Annotated in this window: 23 protein-coding genes; 12 read left to right on the top strand and 11 right to left on the bottom strand. The window is 71.8% G+C overall.

The annotated features are described in order from the left end of the window. Positions 1-104 precede the first annotated feature (104 nt). Together ACTMTI_RS39405 and ACTMTI_RS39400 are read right to left on the bottom strand one after the other, a co-directional pair. Positions 105-1,430, bottom strand: a complete 1,326-nt coding sequence (locus ACTMTI_RS39405) for a lanthionine synthetase LanC family protein (protein WP_441125866.1) — start codon at positions 1,428-1,430, stop codon at positions 105-107. A 185-nt stretch (positions 1,431-1,615) separates the two neighbouring features. After that, positions 1,616-2,656 (bottom strand): LacI family DNA-binding transcriptional regulator, encoded by a 1,041-nt coding sequence (locus ACTMTI_RS39400; protein WP_441125865.1) that lies wholly within the window; start codon positions 2,654-2,656, stop codon positions 1,616-1,618. A 142-nt stretch (positions 2,657-2,798) separates the two neighbouring features. Between ACTMTI_RS39400 and ACTMTI_RS39395 the strand changes: the two genes are divergently transcribed. Continuing rightward, positions 2,799-3,560, top strand: a complete 762-nt coding sequence (locus tag ACTMTI_RS39395; RefSeq protein ID WP_441125864.1) for an SDR family NAD(P)-dependent oxidoreductase — start codon at positions 2,799-2,801, stop codon at positions 3,558-3,560. 34 nt (positions 3,561-3,594) lie between these two features. Here ACTMTI_RS39395 and ACTMTI_RS39390 read toward each other — a convergent pair whose 3' ends face one another. Then, positions 3,595-3,717, bottom strand: a complete 123-nt coding sequence (locus tag ACTMTI_RS39390) for a hypothetical protein (protein WP_441125863.1) — start codon at positions 3,715-3,717, stop codon at positions 3,595-3,597. Between the two features lie 87 nt (positions 3,718-3,804). Between ACTMTI_RS39390 and ACTMTI_RS39385 the strand changes: the two genes are divergently transcribed. Then, entirely contained in the window at positions 3,805-4,167 is a 363-nt protein-coding gene (locus tag ACTMTI_RS39385) for a cupin domain-containing protein (RefSeq protein WP_441125862.1), read from the top strand. A gap of 86 nt (positions 4,168-4,253) precedes the next feature. Here ACTMTI_RS39385 and ACTMTI_RS39380 read toward each other — a convergent pair whose 3' ends face one another. Genes ACTMTI_RS39380 through ACTMTI_RS39370 form a run of 3 tightly spaced genes read right to left on the bottom strand, consistent with a single transcriptional unit; the run spans position 4,254 to position 6,117 of the window. Next, a complete protein-coding gene (locus tag ACTMTI_RS39380) occupies positions 4,254-4,466 on the bottom strand; it encodes a hypothetical protein (protein WP_441125861.1) in 213 nt (70 codons plus the stop codon). 22 nt (positions 4,467-4,488) lie between these two features. Beyond that, on the bottom strand, positions 4,489-5,103 hold the full coding sequence (locus ACTMTI_RS39375; protein WP_441125860.1) for a LysE family translocator: 615 nt from the start codon (positions 5,101-5,103) through the stop codon (positions 4,489-4,491). A gap of 42 nt (positions 5,104-5,145) precedes the next feature. Continuing rightward, a complete protein-coding gene (locus ACTMTI_RS39370) occupies positions 5,146-6,117 on the bottom strand; it encodes a helix-turn-helix transcriptional regulator (RefSeq protein ID WP_441125859.1) in 972 nt (323 codons plus the stop codon). Between the two features lie 44 nt (positions 6,118-6,161). On the opposite strand from ACTMTI_RS39370, the gene ACTMTI_RS39365 reads away from it, so the two are divergent. Together ACTMTI_RS39365 and ACTMTI_RS39360 are read left to right on the top strand one after the other, a co-directional pair. Continuing rightward, positions 6,162-6,917: a DeoR/GlpR family DNA-binding transcription regulator gene (locus tag ACTMTI_RS39365; protein WP_441125858.1), complete on the top strand. Its 756-nt coding sequence runs from the start codon at positions 6,162-6,164 to the stop codon at positions 6,915-6,917. A 52-nt stretch (positions 6,918-6,969) separates the two neighbouring features. Continuing rightward, entirely contained in the window at positions 6,970-8,118 is a 1,149-nt protein-coding gene (locus ACTMTI_RS39360) for an MFS transporter (RefSeq protein ID WP_441125857.1), read from the top strand. A 9-nt stretch (positions 8,119-8,127) separates the two neighbouring features. Here the strand turns inward: ACTMTI_RS39360 and ACTMTI_RS39355 are convergent, their stop codons facing one another. Continuing rightward, on the bottom strand, positions 8,128-8,889 hold the full coding sequence (locus tag ACTMTI_RS39355) for a TSUP family transporter (RefSeq protein WP_441125856.1): 762 nt from the start codon (positions 8,887-8,889) through the stop codon (positions 8,128-8,130). A 237-nt stretch (positions 8,890-9,126) separates the two neighbouring features. Between ACTMTI_RS39355 and ACTMTI_RS39350 the strand changes: the two genes are divergently transcribed. Continuing rightward, positions 9,127-9,654: a hypothetical protein gene (locus tag ACTMTI_RS39350; RefSeq protein WP_441125855.1), complete on the top strand. Its 528-nt coding sequence runs from the start codon at positions 9,127-9,129 to the stop codon at positions 9,652-9,654. Between the two features lie 62 nt (positions 9,655-9,716). On the opposite strand, the gene ACTMTI_RS39345 is transcribed toward ACTMTI_RS39350, so the two are convergent. Together ACTMTI_RS39345 and ACTMTI_RS39340 are read right to left on the bottom strand one after the other, a co-directional pair. Next, positions 9,717-10,334, bottom strand: coding sequence for an ATP-dependent Clp protease proteolytic subunit (locus ACTMTI_RS39345; protein WP_441125854.1), 618 nt, complete (start codon positions 10,332-10,334; stop codon positions 9,717-9,719). Between the two features lie 2 nt (positions 10,335-10,336). Next, entirely contained in the window at positions 10,337-10,903 is a 567-nt protein-coding gene (locus tag ACTMTI_RS39340; RefSeq protein ID WP_441125853.1) for a ClpP family protease, read from the bottom strand. A 145-nt stretch (positions 10,904-11,048) separates the two neighbouring features. Between ACTMTI_RS39340 and ACTMTI_RS39335 the strand changes: the two genes are divergently transcribed. Further along, positions 11,049-12,272: a sensor histidine kinase gene (locus ACTMTI_RS39335; protein ID WP_441125852.1), complete on the top strand. Its 1,224-nt coding sequence runs from the start codon at positions 11,049-11,051 to the stop codon at positions 12,270-12,272. Then, the gene (locus ACTMTI_RS39330; RefSeq protein WP_441125851.1) at positions 12,269-12,916 is read left to right on the top strand and encodes a response regulator; all 648 of its coding nucleotides are present in this window, start codon (positions 12,269-12,271) and stop codon (positions 12,914-12,916) included. The genes ACTMTI_RS39335 and ACTMTI_RS39330 overlap by 4 nt, the downstream gene beginning before the upstream one ends. Positions 12,917-13,041: 125 nt before the next feature. Here the strand turns inward: ACTMTI_RS39330 and ACTMTI_RS39325 are convergent, their stop codons facing one another. Both ACTMTI_RS39325 and ACTMTI_RS39320 read right to left on the bottom strand, forming a co-directional pair. After that, a complete protein-coding gene (locus tag ACTMTI_RS39325; RefSeq protein WP_441125850.1) occupies positions 13,042-13,902 on the bottom strand; it encodes a DUF2268 domain-containing protein in 861 nt (286 codons plus the stop codon). A gap of 46 nt (positions 13,903-13,948) precedes the next feature. Beyond that, complete coding sequence (locus ACTMTI_RS39320; protein WP_441125849.1) at positions 13,949-14,722, bottom strand: hypothetical protein; 774 nt, start codon at positions 14,720-14,722, stop codon at positions 13,949-13,951. 55 nt (positions 14,723-14,777) lie between these two features. Here ACTMTI_RS39320 and ACTMTI_RS39315 point away from each other — a divergent pair, with 55 nt between their 5' ends. From ACTMTI_RS39315 to ACTMTI_RS39295, 5 genes are all read left to right on the top strand, one after another. Next, the gene (locus tag ACTMTI_RS39315; protein WP_441125848.1) at positions 14,778-15,779 is read left to right on the top strand and encodes an AAA family ATPase; all 1,002 of its coding nucleotides are present in this window, start codon (positions 14,778-14,780) and stop codon (positions 15,777-15,779) included. A 90-nt stretch (positions 15,780-15,869) separates the two neighbouring features. Then, a complete protein-coding gene (locus tag ACTMTI_RS39310) occupies positions 15,870-16,802 on the top strand; it encodes a DUF58 domain-containing protein (protein ID WP_441125847.1) in 933 nt (310 codons plus the stop codon). After that, the gene (locus ACTMTI_RS39305) at positions 16,799-17,746 is read left to right on the top strand and encodes a VWA domain-containing protein (protein ID WP_441125846.1); all 948 of its coding nucleotides are present in this window, start codon (positions 16,799-16,801) and stop codon (positions 17,744-17,746) included. The genes ACTMTI_RS39310 and ACTMTI_RS39305 overlap by 4 nt, the downstream gene beginning before the upstream one ends. A gap of 11 nt (positions 17,747-17,757) precedes the next feature. Continuing rightward, positions 17,758-18,348 (top strand): class I SAM-dependent methyltransferase, encoded by a 591-nt coding sequence (locus ACTMTI_RS39300; protein WP_441125845.1) that lies wholly within the window; start codon positions 17,758-17,760, stop codon positions 18,346-18,348. Further along, positions 18,345-18,884: a TrmH family RNA methyltransferase gene (locus tag ACTMTI_RS39295; RefSeq protein WP_441125844.1), complete on the top strand. Its 540-nt coding sequence runs from the start codon at positions 18,345-18,347 to the stop codon at positions 18,882-18,884. The genes ACTMTI_RS39300 and ACTMTI_RS39295 overlap by 4 nt, the downstream gene beginning before the upstream one ends.

Raw genomic sequence — 18,884 nt, 5'->3', positions numbered from 1 at the left:
GGTATACTCCTAACGGGAGGGCTATGAAGCTCGTGCCAATTGTGGAGCATTCGAGCTTACTCCTCGCGCGTGCCCGCGCGCAAACCCCTTCCGTCGCCCCCCGCCTACTCCAGGCCGCGCAGCACGCCCGCCGGTGCCGGGATCTCCGGGAACGGATTGTCCGGCAGCAGCACCACCCGCCGCGCCCGCTCACCGCGCAACGCCGCCTCCAGATGCAGCAGCGCCGCGCCGATTCCCGCCGCACCCGCCATGTAGCCGGTGTCCGCGCTCACCTCACCAGGACGTAACCGCCGATAGGCCTGATACCACCGCAAACCTCCACCGTCGTCGCTCGCCCGCCCGGCCAGCTCCGCGCCCAGCACCTCCGCGAAATCCCGGTACGCCCGCCGCCCCGTGACCGCCCACAGGCCGACGAACAGCTCCACCAGCCCCGCCACCCCGCAGCACTGGCACGCGGTGTCCCACAGCCCCGGCACCCGTCGGCCCGGCGCCCCGCTGACCATCACCCCGGCCGCCAGCCGCTCGGCCCAGTCCAGGTCACCCGGATCTTCCGCCACCCGGTACAGCTCGTAGAACATCCGCGCCACTCCGGCCGAACCAGAGCAGAACCCCAGATAATGCAGGCCCCGGCCCTGCGGCACATGATGCGGCACCAGCGCGGACCCGCCACGCACCACACTCACCGCCCGCACGAAACCGGCGCCCCTGCGCGCCGCCTCCAGGAGCCGCGCCTCCCCCGTCACCCCGTACAGGCGGGCCAGCAGAAACGCCGTCCCCGCCGTACCGGCCAGGAACCCCGGCGTGACGGCGTCCACCGGCAGCCCGGGACAGTCGCCGAACCGATGCCCCGGCACCGCCTGCAGCGCCGCCCGCGCGCCCGCCTCCACCGCCAGCTCCGCAAACGCCGGCACGCCCAGCATCGACGCCGCCCGCAACAGCGCCAGCACCACGCCCCCGTCGCCGCGCTGCGCCGGATCGCCCGACCAGCCGGGTCCGCCCGGCATCGGCCGCGCCGCGCGTACCACCCGGTCCATCGCCGCCGCGGCCGCCTCCTCCAGCACGCCGTCGCCCAGCGCCCAGCCCGCCTCGCACAACGCCACCGCGATCCCGCTCAGCCCGTGGTGGAAGGTCACGTCCGTCACCTCGCGCCAGGCCGAGACCAGGTAGCGGCAGCCCGCCCGCGCGTCCCGCAGATACTCCTCCTCGCCCGTGGCCGCCGCCAGTTCCAGGAAGAACAGCACGATGCCGGGGGCGCCGGCGTACAAGGAGGCGGGCTCGGGAGCCAGCGCGGACCTGCCGCGCGCGTCGGGGTTGGCCAGCCAGCGGCCGTCGTCGGCGGCCGCGCTCCTGATCCAGCGCGCCGCCCCGATCGCGACCCGCAGCGGGGCCTGCGCAGGCTCGCCCGCCGAGCGGGCCCGATCCAAGCTCATGGCACACCGGGACGCTTCCTGGTCGCCGACTGCAGGGCCTCACATTCTCCCAAACCGGCCCGCCGCCGTCGACCGCCCACGCACTCCCCCGGCGATTCGCTCGTCAACGTCCCGTCCCGCGCCCCCGGCCCCAGGCCGGTGAGGGCCGCCCACGGCACACCCCCAGCCGGGGTAGGAGCAGCCCGCTACGCGCCGGGCGGGGGCGGACCGGTCGAGCGGCGCGGCACCAGCGTCGGCGTGACGGAGAACCGCACCGACGACGTGCGCCCCTCGATCCGCTCCAGCAGCAGCCGCCCCGCCGTCCGCCCCATCACCGCGCCGTCCTGATCCACGCTGGTCAGGGAGATGTTCGACAGGGCCGCCAGCCGGGTGTTGTCGTAGCCGGCCAGCGACAGGTCCTCCGGCACCGACAGCCCCGCCTCGTGCAGCGCCCGCAACGCCCCGAACGCGGCCAGGTCCGCCCCCGCGAAGATCGCCGTAGGGCGCGGCGCGCGTTCGAGCAGCTCTCGCGCCCCCTGGTAGCCGCCCTCCTCGGTGTAGGCGGCCGTCGCCACCGCGATCTCGCTCTCCAGGCCGTGTTCGCGCATCACCCGCTCGTACGTCGCCGCCCTGATCTCGTCCAGCACCCCCGAGGTCCGCTCCCGCAGGCCCGGCGTGTAGCCGACGTGCGCGATCCTGCGGTGCCCCAGCCCGATGAGGTGCCGCACGACCAGCTCCGCGCCGAGCTCGTCATCGTCGTGCACCACGTCGTACACCGCCGACTTGCCGTGCAGGCCCAGCACCACCGTCGGCATCTGCGCGGCCACCTCCTCAAGCCGCACCCGCCTCACCCGCGGCGCGATCATGAGGATGCCGTCCACCTGCCGGTCCACCAGCGCGTCGATCGCCCGCGTCTCCGCCTTGGTGTCCGGCCCGCCCTGCACCATGATCACCTGGTAGTCGGTGCCGGCGAGCTGCTCTGACAGCCCGTCGAGGATGTCGGGGAAGAACGGGTTGCGCAGATCGGGGAGCAGAACCCCGATCGTGAACGTTCGCCCGCGCATCGCCCGCGCCGCCGCATGCGGCCGGTAGCCGAGCTCGTCGATGGCGGCCTTGACCCGCTCGCGCATGGCCGGGCTGACACCGTAGGCGCTGCGCAGCACCTTCGACACCGCCGTCGTCGACACCCCGGCGTGCCGAGCCACATCGGCGATCGTCACCCGCCGCGGCCGCTCGCGCGTGGTCATCCGCCTGCCTCTCCCCTGGGACGTGCCGATTGTACGAGCGCGCGCCCCTCCCCCCGCACCCGAGCGCGCTTCTTCGATCAAGGTACGGTGGCGGCCCACTGGCCGGCGTGCCAGGGACGGGAGGATGCTAGCTTGTCCGATCGTGTCTGACTTTCTGCGCGAACTGTTCTCCCTTCGCGGCCGCCGCGCCCTGGTGACCGGCGGCAGTTCCGGCATCGGGTACGTCATGGCCGAGGCCATCGGCCGGGCCGGGGCCGAGGTCGTCCTGGTGGCCCGCAGGCGGCACGAACTCGACCAGGCCGCCACCCGGCTGCGCGAGCACGGCGTCACCGCTGGCCGCATCAGCGCCGACCTCGGCGACCGCGACGACGTCCAGCGGGTCTGCGACACCGCGGGCGACATCGACATCCTGGTCAACGACGCCGCCAACAACATCCGCAAGCCCATGGCCGAGCTCACCCTGGACGACTACGAGCAGACCATCGCCGTCAACCTCACCGCCCCGTACCTCCTCGGCCAGCATTTCGGGCCGAAGATGGCCGCGCGCGGCTGGGGACGCATCATCAACATCGGCTCGCAGCAGACCGTCAGCGCCTTCGGCGACAGCGGCGTGTACGGCGCCGCCAAGGCCGGCCTCGCCGGCCTGACCCGCTCCCAGGCCGAGGCGTGGTCGGCCGGCGGGGTATGCGTCAACACGATCATCCCCGGATTCGTGCTGACTCCGCTGACCGAGCCCGCCCAGGCCATCCCGGGCCGCGTCGAAGCCCTCGCCGCCCGCCACATGACCGGGCGCAACGGCGTGCCCGCGGACTTCGCGGGGGCGGCGGTGTTCCTGGCCGGTGATGCCTGCGCTTTCGTCACCGGCCAGATGCTCTTCGTCGACGGCGGCTTCGCCGTCCACTGAGCGCCTTTACTTTGTAGATTAATAACCTGGAACACTACCAGGTGCCCTCACCCCGGCACGGCCTGCGCGCCCGCGGCACCGGCCGGGGGCCGGGGCAGGCGCGCTCGGCGATGGCGGTGACGAACGGCTGCACGCGGGCGTCGTCCAGTCCACCCATCGGGTCGAGCACCCGTAAAGGCGCAGTTCAGGCGCTTGTGACGGTTTAGACCCGGTGAAAGACTGGATCCGACGGAAGGGGGACGTCATGATCGAGGTCAAGAGCATCGACAAGCCGGACGAACGCCGTGACTTCCCGAGGGGCCATCTGGAAGTGCTCAACCTGAGCGGGCTGAGCTTCGGCGTGGCCACGTTCGAGCCGGGCTGGCGCTGGTCGGAATCGGTCAAACCCATCGCGGGAACGGACTCCTGCGAGGTCCACCACAACGGACTCGTGGTGCAGGGACGCCTGCGCATCCGGATGGACGAAGGCGCCGAGGCCGAGGTAGGCCCCGGCGAGATCTTCGTCTGCCCGCCGGGGCACGACGCGTGGGTGGTCGGCGAGGAACCGGCGATCGTCTACGACTTCGCGGGCGGAGCCGCCGAATACGCCAAGGCCAAGACGGGCTAGCCCGTGGCCCGCGCCCACTGTGCCGACCCGGGCGCGGGCTGCCCCAGGCTGCTCCGCGTGCCCTGGCCGTCGGTGCGGGAGCAGCGCTAGCGCCGGCCGTATTTCTTGTGCACGGCCTGTTTGCTCACGCCGATCGCGTCGGCGATCTGCGCCCAGGCCAGCCCCGCCACCCGGGCCCGCCGCACCTGGACCGCCTCCAGGCGCTCGATCTCACGGCGCAGCGCGGTGGTGGCGTGCAGGGCCCGCAGCGGATCTTCGTCCTGCGCCTGCAGCACGAGGGCAGCCAGGTCGTTCGTCATGCCCTAACGGTAATCCAGCCCGTCACCGGGACTCGACCACCAGGCGCACACCCAGCCCGATGAGCACCACGCCGGAGATCTGCTCCAGCCGGCGCCGCACCGCCGGGCGGCCGAGCCACTCCTTGGCCTTGGCGACCGCCCAGATGAGCGCGCCGTACCAGAGCAGGTCGATCAGCACCCACACCACGGCGAGCGTCACCAGCGTCGCCGGCACGTTCTGCCCGGCCGGGACGAACTGCGGCAGGAACGACATCGCGAACACCGCCGCCTTCGGGTTGGCCAGGCACGTCCCGATCCCGGCCAGGTACGAGCCGCGCCACCCCGCCACGGTGGCCCCTTCGGGAGGCGCGGGCGCGCCGCGCCGGGCCTGCCACAGCGCCTGCGCGCCCATCACGACCAGCACCACCGCGCCCACGACGCGCATGATGTCGTAGGCCAGCTGCGAGGCCACCAGCAGTGCCGACAGCCCGAACGCGGCGGCCAGCCCCCACAGCAGGATGCCGGTCTCGTTGCCCAGCGTGGCGGCCAGCCCGCTGCCGCGGCCGGCCCGCAGTGTCTGGCGGAGGATGATGGCCGTGCTGACCCCGGGCACCATGGCCACCAGGATGCACGCGCCCGCGAACGCGAGAAGATACATGCGAAGATCGTGACAGAACCGCCCCGGAATCTCTCCTGGATTTCAGCCGTACATCTTGCTCAGCTCGGCCACCGCCTCGCCCATCAGCGCGCGCAGCTCGGGCGGCCTGAGCACCTCGACGTCGGCCCCCATGCGCAGCAGCAGCCAGCGCGCGTGCGTGATCGACTCGACGGGGAGGGTGAGCGTGACCCAGCCCTCGGGGTCGGGCTCCCCCGCCGCGGCCAGCGCGGCGCCGACGACGTCTTGGCCCAGCGTGTACGCCAGCAGCTCGCCCTTGCCCGGGGCGAGTTTGATGACGGCCTCGGCGGTGTACATCCGCTCCCGGAATTCCTTGGCGAACTCGCGCCAGAACGCCGCCAGGTCGAACCCCTCCGGCCGCGGGAAGCGCCCCGGCAACGTCTCCAGCGTCAGGATCCGCGCCACCCGGTACGTGCGCGGCTCACCGTCCGCCGGAGCGGCCACCAGATACCAGGAGCCGCCCTTGAGCACCAGCCCGTACGGGTGGATCACCCGGTCGACGTCCTGCCGCCCCCAGCGCCGGTAGGTCATGTGCAGCGGCTGCTGGTCCCACACCGCCTCGGCCACCTGGCTCAGATGCGGCACGTCGTCGCCCGAGCGATACCAGCTCGGCACGTCCAGCAGGAACCGCTCGCGCATCCGGGAGGCGTGTGAGCGCGGCTCGGGCGGCAGCGCGGCCAGCAGCTTCAGCTCGGCGGTCGCCGCCACCTCGCCCAGTCCCAGCTCGGCCGCCGGACCCGGTAACCCCGCCAGGAACAGCGACGACGCCTCCTCGGCCGTCAGCCCGTTGAGCCTGGTGCGGTAGCCGTCCAGCAGCTGGTAGCCGCCCGCCGGACCGCGATCGGCGTAGACCGGCACGCCGGCCGCCGCCAGCGCCTCCACGTCGCGGTACACCGTACGGACCGACACCTCCAGCTCGGCGGCCAGCTCGGGCGCGGTCATGCGGCCACGCGACTGCAGGAGCAGGAGCAGCGAGAGCAGACGGCTGGCACGCATACACATCATTGTATTGCGCACATTTACGGTGTTTATATGAACACATGGAACGTTTGCCATCCATCATGAAGGCGTTACGCGAACAGGACACCGTGTCGGTCGCCGAGCTCGCCGCCGAGCACGGCGTGTCGGAGATGACCATCAGGCGCGACCTGGACGAGCTGGCCCAGCAGGGGGTGGTGCGCCGGGTCCGGGGCGGCGCGCTGTCGCTGCTGCTGCGCGGCGAGGAGCCGCCGTTCGGCGTGCGCGAGCGGGAGGCGGTGGAGACCAAGAAACGCATCGGTGCCGAGGTGGCCACGCTGATCGCCGACGGCGAGGCGGTGGTGCTCGACGGCGGCACGACCGCGCTGGAGGTGGCCCGCGCCCTGACCGAGCGCCGCCTGACCGTGCTGCCGCTGGCCCTGCAGGCGGTGTCACTGCTGGCCGGCGCGCCGCGAGTGCGGCTGGTGCTGCCCGGGGGCGAGGTACGCAAGGGCGAGCTGAACGTCATGGGCCCGCTGACGGAGAGCTCGATCAAGGCGTTGCGCTTCGACACGGCGGTGATCGGCTGCTGCGGCCTGTCCGCCGAACAGGGCCTGACCGCCCACGACCTTCCCGAGGTCGCGGTCAAGCAGGCGGCCATCGGCGTGGCCAGGCGGGTGATCGTGGCCTGCGATTCCGGCAAGTTCGCGCGCACGGCCTTCGGCGCGGTGTGCCCGATCTCGCGCCTGGACGTGGTGGTGACCGACTCCGGCATACCGCGCGAGGAACGCGACGCCCTGCTGGCGGCCGGCGTCACGGTCAGGGAGGTGCCCGCGTGAGGCCTGGACGTACGAGGGCCGGAGCGGCGCGGGCCGCCGCTGGAGCGGGCCGGTGAGGCGCGAGCGCACGGCCGTCCATCTGCTGTTCTTCCTGTCCGGCGCGGCCATCGGCACCTGGACCGCGCGCATCCCCGCCATCAAGGAGCGCCTCAGCCTCGGCGACGGCCAGCTCAGCCTGGCCCTGCTCGCCATCGCGGCCGGGGCGGTCATCGGCATGACCGTGGTCGGCCGCCTGGTGGACCGCCACGGCAGCAGCCGCGTCATGATCCCGGCCGCGCTGCTGCAGGGCGTCGTGCTCGTCCCGCCCGCCTACGCGAGCGGCCTGACCGCGCTGGTGGGCACGCTGCTGCTGTTCGGAATCGTGCACGGAGCCATCGACGTGGCCATGAACGCGAACGCCGTCGAGGTCGAGCGGGCCCATGGGCGGCCGATCATGTCGTCGTTCCATGCCGTCTTCAGCATCGGGGGGTTCGCGGGGGCCACGACCGGCGGCCTGTTCGCGCACGCCGCGCTGACGCCCGCGGCCACGTTCTGGTCGATGGGGGCTCTCATCGCGATCCTCGCGGTCTGGGCCGCGCGGTGGGCGCTGCGCACCGTCCCGTCGGCGGCTCCCGGCTCGGGCGGCGTGGGCGGGGGCGGGCTGCCCAGGGGGATCGTGTTCCTGGGCGTGCTGGCGTTCTGCTGCCTGGTGGGCGAGGGGGCCGCGGCCGACTGGAGCTCGGTCTACCTGCGCGAGGACCTGGCCGCCGCGCCGGGGTTCGCCGTCGCCGGGTACGCTGCCTTCTCCCTCATGATGACCATCGGACGGCTGGCCGGAGACCGCCTGGCCGCCCGGTTCGGGCCGGTGCCGCTGGTGCGCTGCTGCGGGCTGCTGGCCGCCGCGGGACTCGGGCTGGGGCTGCTGGGCGGGCATCCGGTGGCGGCCGTGATCGGGTTCGGCTGCTTCGGGGCGGGGCTGTCGTGCATCGTGCCGCAGGTGTTCTCGGCCGCGGGGCACCGCGACCCGGCGTTCGCGGGGCGGGCGCTGGCGCGGGTTGCGGCCATCGGCTACCTGGGGTTCCTGTCGGGGCCGGTGGTGATCGGCGCGGTGGCCGAGCTGACGGGGTTGCCGCGCGCCCTCGCCGTCCCGGCGCTGCTGGCCGCCTTCGTCGCGCTGACCGCCACGGCACTGCGTGCCCGTGCCAAGGAACCCGCCGGCTGACCGGCTCGCTCAGCCGAACTGCTGCCAGCCCAGCCTGACCACCATGGCCGCCACCACGCACAGCAGGACGATCCGCACGAACGCCGCGCCTCGCTTGAGCGCCATCCGGGCGCCGAGCTGGGCGCCGGCGATGTTGCACACCGCCATGCTCAGGCCGATCGCCCACTGCACGTGCCCCTGCATCCCGAACACCACCAGCGCGCCCACGTTCGTCCCGATGTTGATGATCTTGGCCGAGGCCGAGGCGGAGACGAAGTCCAGCCCGAGGATGGTGGTGAAAGCGATGATCAGGAACGTTCCCGTGCCCGGCCCCATGATGCCGTCGTAAAAGGCGATCCCCACCCCCGCCACGGCCACGGCGGAGTACACCCTGGCGTTGGTGCGTAACTGCGGCTGCGGCACGGACCCCAGCGCGGGCCGCAACGTCACGAACGCCGCCACCGCCACCAGCACCACCATCACGGCGGGCCGCAGCACCTCCGCGGAGATCGCCGCCGCGGCCCACGCCCCCAGCCCCGCGCTGAGCAGCGCCAGCCCGGCGCCGGGCAGCGCCACCTGCCGGTCGACCTTGGTGGAGCGCGCGTACGCCACCGCCGCCGAGGTGGTGCCGAAGACGGACGACAGCTTGTTGGTGGCCATCGCCTCGACGGTCGGCATACCGGTGATCATGATGGCGGGAAGCTGCAGCAGCCCACCCCCGCCCACGACGGCATCGATCCACCCGGCACCCGCCGCCGCGGCCAGCAACACCAGGACCTGCTCCAGCGGCACGTGCCACTCCCCCGTTTTCCCCCAAGAAACGTCAAGAGTGTACAAGTCGCACTTTAGGTGGATTCAGGCCCCCTATCACCGCAGACCCCACCGCCCTCGTCCCCGGTCGCGGACGCCGCGGCGGAGCCGGTCACGGGCGGGTCGGGCGACGACGCAGGTCCGCAATCGCGCGAATCCTCCACAAAAGATCCGAACTCTCACTAAGGTGGCCGAGTCAATGATCAAGGAGGAACCACGGTGAAGCAGACGACCGCCCTGCGGATCGGCCGTTCGGCGCTGGTGGTGGCGCTGGCCGGAGGTGTCGTGCCGGTCGCCGTCGCGCCCGCGGCGCTCGCCAGCCAAAAGGCGACGCTGGGGCCGTACGGGTATGGCAGCCTGAAGCTCGGCATGACCGCTGCGAAGGCCAGGGCGACCGGGAGAATCGTCCACAAACCAGTCGGGGACTCCGCCAGATGTACGGGCTGGGACCTGAAGGAGAACCCGTACCCCAACTACCGGGTAGGGATGTACATCTCCAAGAAGTACGGCCTTTCCATGATCGTCGCTCCCTCCGGCGTCAAGACGCCTCGGGGCATCGGCATCGGCTCCACCAGGGCGCAACTGAAGGCCGCCTACCCCAATCTGCGGCGTGGTCCGGGCGGGTATCCAGCCGTCACCGTGCCGGGCAACAAGAAGGCGCTCTACCTCTTCTACGTATCGCGGCTCAAGAACGAGGTCGCCGGGATGAGCCTGATTCTGGCCAAGCAGGACTGCCCGAAGTACTAGGGCCCCACGCGACCCTGGCGGGGTGACCGCGCCGGAGGCGGACCACCCCGCGTGCGGCGGGGTCAGCGGGACGGGAGAAGGGTGCGCTTTCTCGAGGCGTAGATGTCGTCGATCAGCCGGTAGGTGCGGGCCTGCTCGGCCGTGAAGATCCGATCCCGCTCGATGTCCTTCCTGACCTCCAGAGCTCCCCTCCCCGTGTGCCGCGCCAGGATCTCCTCCTGCTGGTCACGCATCCGCAGGATCTCCCTGGCGTGGATCTCCAGGTCGCTGCCCTGCCCGCGCCCGCCCTCGGCGTGCGGCTGGTGCAGCAGGACGCGGGCGTGCGGGAGCGCGGCCCGCTTGCCCGGCGTGCCGGCCGCCAGCAGGACGGCCGCCGCCGAGGCCGCCTCGCCGATGCAGACCGTGTGGATCTGCGGCCGGACGTACTGCATCGTGTCGTAGATGGCCGTCATCGAGGTGAACGAGCCGCCCGGCGAGTTGATGTAGAGGTTGATGTCCTGGTCGGGATCGAGCGACTCCAGCGTGAGCAACTGCGCCATGACGTCGTTGGCCACGGTGTCGTCGATCGGCGCCCCCAGGAAGATGACCCTGTCCTCGAACAGCTTGTTGTACGGGTTCATCTCCTTCATCCCGTACGAGGTGCGCTCCGTGAACGAGGGAAGCACGTAACGGCCGCTCATCTTCAGTTCATCCCTTCTGCGATGCGGTCGACGATGCCGTAGTCCAGGGCCTCCTGGGCGGTGAACCAGCGGTCGCGGTCGGAGTCGGCCTGGATGCGCTCCAGCGGCTGGCCCGTGTGATGGGCGATGATCTCGGCCATCCGGCGCTTGGTGTAGCGCATGTTGTCGGCCTGGATCTGGATGTCGCTGGCCGAGCCGCCGATGCCGCCCAGCGGCTGGTGCATGACGATGCGGGCGTTGGGCAGGGCGTAGCGCTTGCCCTTCGCGCCCGCCGTCAGCAGCACCTGGCCCATGGAGGCGGCGAATCCCATCGCCACCGTCGCCACGTCACACGGAATGAACTGCATCATGTCGTAGAGCGCCATCCCCGCGGACACGGATCCGCCCGGGGAATTGATGTAAAGCGTTATGTCCCGCTTGGGATCCTCGGCCGCCAGCAATAGGAGCTCCCCGCAGAGCCGGTTGCAAATGTCGTCGTCGACCTCCTGGCCGAGGACGACGATGCGCTCTTTCAGCAGGCGCTGGCTGAGCTGGTCAGGCCAGGCCGCGCGCTGGGTGGTCTCCGTCATGACGCATCACCTTTCTCTGCGGGCATTTCCAAGAAAAAACGCTAGACCCGGTGGCCGGTAATTATGGAATCTTTTCGCTGGGGGCGCATTTCTCTAAGGGCGCATTACTCCCAGAGCGAATAACCGTCGACATACAATCGCGGATGTGAGAAAGAACCTGTTCCGCCGATGGGTGTGCCTCATCCTGGGCGGGGCGCTGCTGATGCCGTACATGATGGCCGGCGTCCTGATCGCGGCCGTCCGGCACGGCGAGCCGGCGAACCTGCTGCTGCCCGCCCAGGTCGGCGTGTTCGCGGCGGTGCTGCCCGTCGTGGCCGTGACCGGCCTGTTCCTGCCGGTGCGGGCACTGGAGGTGAGCGCGGCGCAAGGACTGCTGGGGGCGCGCGTCGAGACGCCGCCGCGGCAGGAGCGGCGCTCCTGGCAGGAACGCCGCCGCACCGCCGCCTGGTTCACGCTGCACCTTGCGGTCGGCGGCGTGCTGAGCGGCTGCACGCTGGCGATCGTGCCGTTCACGGTGTTCACGCTCGTGCTGGCGTTCATTGGGCGGCCGATGACGGTGCTCGGGCAGCTGGTCACGCCGGGGTCGGCGGCGGTGCTGTGGGCGCTGGGCGGGCTGGCTCTGCTGGTGGCGCTGATCGCGGCGGCGGCGGGGGCGGGCGAGCTGCTGGCCCGGCTGGCGCCCGTCCTGCTCGGCCCCACCCCGTCCGAGCGCCTGGCGGCCGCCGAGGAGCACGCCCGTACGCTCGCCGAACGCAACCGGCTGGCCCGCGAGCTGCACGACTCGGTCGGGCACGCGCTCAGCGTGGTCACCCTGCAGGCCGCGGCCGCGGGCCGGATCCTCGACCGCGACCCCGCCGCGGCCAGGGGCGCGCTGGCCGCCATCGAGCAGTCGGCCCGCGCCGCCCTGGAGGATCTCGACCACGTGCTGGGCGTGCTCCGCGAAGGCGACCTGACCGGCAAAGCCCCGCAGGCCACGCTCGCCGATCTCGACGAGCTCGTCGCCGCCTCTGGCGCCCAGGTGCGGCAGGAGGTGGGCGACCTGTCCGGTGTGCCCGCCGTGGTCTCCAGGGAGGCCTACCGCATCCTCCAGGAGGCGCTCACCAACGCGATCAGGCACGGCCACGGCCCGGTGCGCCTGGCCGCCGCCGTCCACGGAGACGACCTGCGGCTCGAGGTCACCAACCCGAGCGACAGCGGCCGCCCCCGAGGCAAGGGGACCGGCGGCGGCGCCGACGGCCGGGGCAGCGGCGGCAGGGGCGTGGCCGGCATGCGCGAACGCGTCCGGCTCCTGCGTGGAGAGCTCCAGGCCGGCCCCACGGACGCCGGATGGACGGTCACGGTACGCCTGCCACTACGGTCGAGCCCATGACGCCGCTCAAAGTCGTGATCGCCGACGACGAGGACCTCATCCGCGCGGGCCTGCGGATCATCATCGACACCGAACCCGGCCTGACCGTGGTCGGCGAGGCCGCCGACGGGGCGACGGTCGTGCCCGTGGTACGCCGCGAACGGCCCGACGTCGTGCTGATGGACGTGCGCATGCCCGCGCTGGACGGCATCCAGGCCACCGGGCGGCTGCTGGCCCTGGACCACCCGCCCAAGGTGCTCGTGGTGACCACGTTCGAGAACGACGACTACGTCTACGACGCGTTGCGCGCCGGGGCCAGCGGATTCCTGCTCAAGCGCACCAGGCCGGACGACCTCGTACAGGCGATCAAGCTGGTCGCGGCGGGCGAGTCGCTGCTGTTCCCCGCCGCGATCCGGGCGCTGGCCGGCCGCCGCCCGGCCGGTGGCGCCGGCGTGCCCGGGATCGGCCGGCTGACCGGGCGCGAGGGCGACGTGCTGCGGCTGATGACCAAAGGGCTGTCCAACCACGAGATCGCCGCCGAGCTGGTCGTCAGCCAGGAGACCGTCAAGACGCACGTCGGCAACGTGCTCGCCAAGCTGGGCGCGCGCGACCGCACCCAGGCCGTGATCGCCGCCTACGAGTCCGGCTTCGTCTCGCCTGGCTGAACGCCCCACCGAACGAGGCCCGCTGAACAAGGCCCGGCCGCAGGAGGCCCGCTGAACAAGGCCCGGCCGCAGGAGGCCCCGCTGGAGCAGGCCGCTCCGGCCGGGGCCGCCGTACCGGGCAGGCGCTAGCGGATGCCTGCGCGCCGCATGAGCTCCGCCGCGGGCAGCAGGGTCGCCTCCGTGGCGGTCAGGCCGGTGGCGGCCAGGGCCTGATCGACGAGCCGCAACCCCACCGCGTACCCTGCCATGTCGGGAATGCCGCGAGGCTCCTGCCCGAATTTGCGCATGGCGCTGTCGCCCAGCACGTACGCCGAGGTGTGCTGCATCCCGGCCAGGCCGAAGTCCGCCATGATCAGCTCGTATGCGCGGTCGAACTCCTCCCCCGTCACCATCGCCGACCACGGCCCCATGGCCTGCGGCCCCGACAGCTCGCGGACGAACGCCTCGGCGAGCCCTTCGGCCACCACGTGCTCGCCGACCGTCACCGTGACCGGGTTCCACTCCACGTTGGCGAAGCGCACGCTGTGGTGGAACTCGTGCACCGCGAGGTGCGCGATCCGGCCGATCACCTCTTCCGAGGGCCAGGCCAGCAGGTACAGCCAGCCGGGCGCGCCGCCCATGCCGTAATAGCCGCCCGAGCCCTTCATCAGGTGCTCGTCGCCGGGATCGCCCATCACGAACATGACCTGCAGCGAGTCGGCCTGCTTGGCCTTGCGCAGGCGTTCCGAGGCGCGCTCCAGCTCGTGCCGCACCTGGCCGAGCACGTCGGCCTCGATCATGCGCCGTACGGCGGGCAGGTAGCGGGGGTCGTCGGCGTCGACGCGGAAGCCGCCGCCCTGGTGGTGGATGTCGACGATGTCGCCGGGCATCGGGATCGCCGAGCGCATCGGCGCCAGCAGCTCCCGCAGCGCGCCGGGCCGGCTCTCCAGCGGCCGCCCGAGCAGATCGGCCATCGCCGTGAGCGTGTCGTGAATGATGAATTCCATGCCTGCGGACGCTAGAGCCACACGCAACGTGAGGCTCAACCCCCGATTACAGCGGCGACTCCTCGCCGGGGTCGTCCCCGGGTGAACGGCCGGGCGTGGCCTGCCCGCTCTCGGTCGGCGAGGGCGACGGCGACGGCGACGGCTGCGGTTGCGGCGTCTGCGGGGTCGGCGGCGGCGTCGGCACGAACATCGTCGGCGGCAGCTGCCTGGGCTGCGTCTCGCTGTCGCGCCGGCCGAGCAGGAGCAGCAGCAGGATGGTCACCACCAGCAGCACCAGCAGCACCAGCGCCAGCGCGGCCATCAGCACCCGTTTGCGGGTCTCGGTCAGCGGCCGGCGCTGCGTGGCCGGCCTGGGCAGGGCGGGCGCGCGGTCGGTCAGCCAGTACGGGACGAAGTCGGGGCCGTGCGCCTGCCCGATCAGCGTGCCGCCCACCATGACCGGCTCCAGGAACCGCTCGGCCCCCGGCCGGCCAGGCACGTACGGCACCGCCACCCACGGCGCCTGCCCGCTGTCGCTGTCCAGGACTTCGGGCATGCCGTCGAGCACCGCGCCGCCGCGCGGCCTGGCCGCCCGTCCCAGCCAGCCGCGCACGCCGGACCGCTCCCCGGCGGCCTCCTTGATCGCGGTCACGAACCGGTCGCGGGCCGCGGCGTCGAACGCGGCCCCCCTCGTCAGCACGGCCAGCGACACCGCGCGCCCGTCAGGCGCCTGGCCCAGGTAGACGAAACCGGCCGGCGCCTGGTGCAGGCGCGCCTGGACCACATAGGGCCCCAGCCGGGGCGGATCTCCGTACTGCAACGGACTTGCCACGTTTGCCATGAAAGCACAGACGTGGCGTGGTGCACGTTTGCGGCTCGTTTGGTGGAATGGCGTCATGAGCGTCGCCGAAGAGTTGCCAGGGGAGAACGGCGCGGCACTGCTGCGTCAAAGTCTGGACGAGGTCCGGCGTGTCATCGTCGGGCAGGACCACATGGTCGAAAGACTCATCGTGGCCCTGCTGGCCCGCGGGCACTGCCTGCTCGAAGGAGTGCCCGGCGTCGCCAAGACCCTCGCCGCCTCCACCCTGGCCACCGTCGTGGGCGGCACGTTCGCCCGGATCCAGTTCACCCCCGACCTCGTGCCGAGCGACATCATCGGCACCCGGGTCTACCACCCTTCCAACGAGAAGTTCGATGTCGAGCTCGGCCCCGTGTTCGTCAACTTCCTGCTGGCCGACGAGATCAACCGCGCCCCGGCCAAGGTGCAGTCCGCGCTGCTGGAGGTGATGGCCGAGCGCCAGGTCACCCTGGCGGGCGTCACCCACCCGCTGCCCAAGCCGTTCATCGTGCTGGCCACCCAGAACCCGATCGAGTCCGAGGGCGTCTATCCGCTGCCGGAGGTGCAGCGCGACCGCTTCCTGTTCCGGGTACGCGTGCCGCATCCCAGCGCCCACGAGGAGCTGGAGATCCTGCACCGCATGAGCGTCACCCCGCCCGTGCCGGAGCGGGTGCTCGATCCGGACAAGCTGCTGGCCCTGCAGGAGGCGGCCGAGCAGGTCTCGGTGCACCAGCTCGTCGCCGACTACGTGGTACGGCTGGTCATGTCCACCCGCTCCCCCACCGAGTACGGCCTGGGCGACCTCGCCGAGACCATCGAGATCGGCGTCAGCCCGCGTGCCACGCTGGGCCTGGTCTCGGCGGGGCGGGCGCTGGCGCTGCTGCGCGGCCGCGACTATCTGCTGCCCGACGACGTACGCGACGTCGCCGTGGACGTCATGGCCCACCGGATGATGCTCACCTTCGACGCCCTGGCCGACGGCGTGGACCCCGAACAGGTCGTCAAGCAGATTCTGCACGCCGTGCCTCCGCCCCTCGTCGTCTGGAACCAGAACCGTTGAGCACGACGGAGCGAACTCGACGCAGTGAGCGCAGTGGACGCGCGAGGGACAAGTGCGGCCGCGAAGCGAATGGGGAGCGGTGAGCGACCGATGAGCACAGCGGAGCAGGCACTGCGGCGGCTGGAGCTGACGGTCACCAGGCGCCTCGACGGGCTGCTGCACGGCGCTCACCAGGGCCTGCTGCCCGGCACCGGCAGCGAGGCCGGCGACAGCCGCGTCTACGTGCCCGGCGAGGACGACGTGCGGCGCATGGACTGGAACGTCACCGCCCGCACCACCGTCCCCCACGTGCGCGACCTGATCGCCGACCGCGAGCTGGAGACCTGGGCGCTGGCCGATCTGTCGCCCAGCATGGACTTCGGCACCGCCGACACCGACAAACGCGACCTGGTCGTGTCCGCGGTCGGCGCGATCGGGTTCCTGTCGAGCAGGATGGGCGACCGGTTCGGCGCGCTGGTGCTGCACGACGAGTACATCCACCGCATGCCCGCCCGCACCGGCCGCCCCGCCCTGTACGGGCTGCTGCACTCGCTCATGGACGCCCCGCGCGGCCGGATCGTCCCCGACCCGCCCGACCTGGCCGAGGCCATCGAGGTGCTGTCGGCCAGCCGCAGGCGCCGCGGCATGCGGCTGATCGTCTCCGATTTCCTCGACGCCCACCCCGACCTCGATCCCGACGCCGAACGCCCTTGGGAGCGCCCCATCAGGCGCTTGGCCGCCCGCCACCAGGTGCTGGCCGTCGAGGTGATCGACCCGCGCGAGCTCGAGTTGCCGGACGTGGGCCGGGTCGCGTTCGCCGACCCCGAGACCGGGAAAGTACGCGAAGTGCATCTTTCACCCAAAATCCGGCAAGCGTACGCCGAGGCGGCCGCCCTGCAGCGCGAGGGCACCCGCCTGGCGCTGCGCCGCGCCGGAATCGCCCACCTCGTGCTGCGGACCGACCGGGACTGGGTGTTCGACGTCGCGCAGTTCGTCCTGCGCCAGCGCCGCACGAGCCACCTCGCCCACAGGAGACCCACATGACGTTTCTCGCTCCTGGCTGGCTGTGGCTGTTCGTCCTGGTGCTGCTGCTCGTGGCGGGCTACATCGCCTCGATGTTCGCCCGCCGCCGCTACACGGTGCGCTTCACCAACCTGGCCCTGCTCAACCTCGTCGCCCCCGCCGGGCCCGGCTGGCGCCGCCACGTCGCCCCCGCGCTGTTCCTCGTCATGATGTCGTTCCTGGTCATCGGCGCCGCCAAACCCGCCGACCAGGTACGCGTGCCGCGCGACCGCGCCACCATCATGATCGCGCTGGACGTGTCGCTGTCCATGGACGCCGACGACGTCCAGCCCAACAGGATCGCCGCCGCCAAGGCCGCCGCGCAGGCGTTCGCCAGGGAGCTGCCCGACCGCTTCAACGTCGGCGTGGTGTCCTTCGCCCGCTCGGCCAACGTCGTCATCTCCCCCACCACCGACCACCAGGCCGTGATCACCGCGATCGGCAACCTCACCACCCGCCCCGGCACCGCGATCGGCGAGGCCGTCTTCAACGCCCTCGACTCCCTGCGCTCCTTCGACCAGCAGGCCGCCACCGACCCGCCGCCCGCCGCGATCGTGCTGCTGTCCGACGGCGACAACACCTCCGGCAGGTCCGTCAACGAGGCCATCGAGGCGGCCCAGCAGGCCCGCGTGCCGGTCTCCACGATCGCGTACGGCACCCAGGAGGGCACCGTCAACATCGACGGCAGGCCGGTGAACGTGCCGGTCAACAAGCAGACCCTGCAGTCGCTGTCCGACGGCACCAGCGGCCGCGCGTACGCCGCCGAGTCCGGCAGCGAGCTGCGCGAGGTCTACGAGCAGATCGGCACCTCGCTCGGCTACAAGCTGGTCAACCAGGAGATCACCCAGTGGTTCATCGTGGCCGCGATCCTGGCCGGGCTGCTGGTGGCCGGCGCCGCGGTCATGTTCGGCTCCCGCATCCCGTAACGTTTGGCGACGTGGGCCACTACTTCTCCGAGCGGCCGGGCACCGCGAGCAGGCCGGGCTCGGTCGATCTCGTCCTGCCCGACCTGCACCTGCGGCTGGAGACCGACAGCGGGGTGTTCTCGCCGGAGCGCGTCGACGTCGGCACGCGCGTGCTGCTGGAAAGCGTCCCGCCGCCGCCACAGGAAGGCGACCTGCTCGACCTGGGCTGCGGGTACGGCCCCATCGCGCTGACCATGGCAACGCGGGCGCCCGGGGCGACGGTGTGGGCCGTCGATGTCAACCGGCGCAGCCTGGAGCTGACCGCCCGGAACGCCGAAGCCGCTGGCCTTTACCAAGTAAGGTCAACGCATGTCGATGAAGTGCCAGATGAAGTGAAATTTCGGGCAATCTGGTCCAATCCTGCGATCCGCATCGGGAAGCAGGCCCTGCACGAGATGCTCACCAGGTGGCTGACCCGGCTGACGCCCGACGGCGTGGCCTACCTGGTCGTCCAGAAACACCTCGGCTCGGACTCCCTGCAGCGCTGGCTCGGCGAGCAGGGCTGGCAGGCCTCCCGCGAGGCCAGCCGGGCCGCCTACCGCATCCTGAAGGTGACCCGATGAGAAGGCAGCTGCGCCCCACCGACGTCAAACGGCTCAACCGCACCTGGCGCAGGAACACGCAAAACCGTCTCGGCCTGATCCTCGAGTCGGTCACCGGCCCGTTCAACGTGGGCTCGATCTTCCGCAGCGCCGCCGCGTTCGGCGTGGACGAGATCTGGCTCGCCGGCAACGCCACCCCGCCGACCAACCCCAAGGCGGGCAAGACCGCGCTGGGCACCGAGCGGCTGGTCACCTGGCACGAGCCGGTGCCGGCCACCGAGGCGGTCAAGGCCGCCAGGGAGAGCGGCTACACGGTGCTGGCCATCGAGCTGACCGGCGAGGCCGTTCCGCTGCACAGGGCCGGCCTCGGCCGCGACGTGTGCCTGGTGGTCGGCAGCGAGGACCACGGCTGCTCCCCCGCCCTGCTCGACGCCGTCGACGGCGTCTGCTACATCCCCCAGGTCGGCCGGGTCGGCTCCTTCAACGTGGCGGTGGCCGCCGCCATCGCGCTGTCCGAGGCCCGCCGCCAGGAGTGGGAGAATCTCCCCGATTCGTAA

Origin of the sequence: Nonomuraea sp. H19 (assembly GCF_052068215.1) — a bacterium.
Lineage (GTDB): Bacteria > Actinomycetota > Actinomycetes > Streptosporangiales > Streptosporangiaceae > Nonomuraea.
Note: the sequence above shows the minus strand (reverse complement) of the source record. Positions and strands in the feature narration are given on the sequence as shown.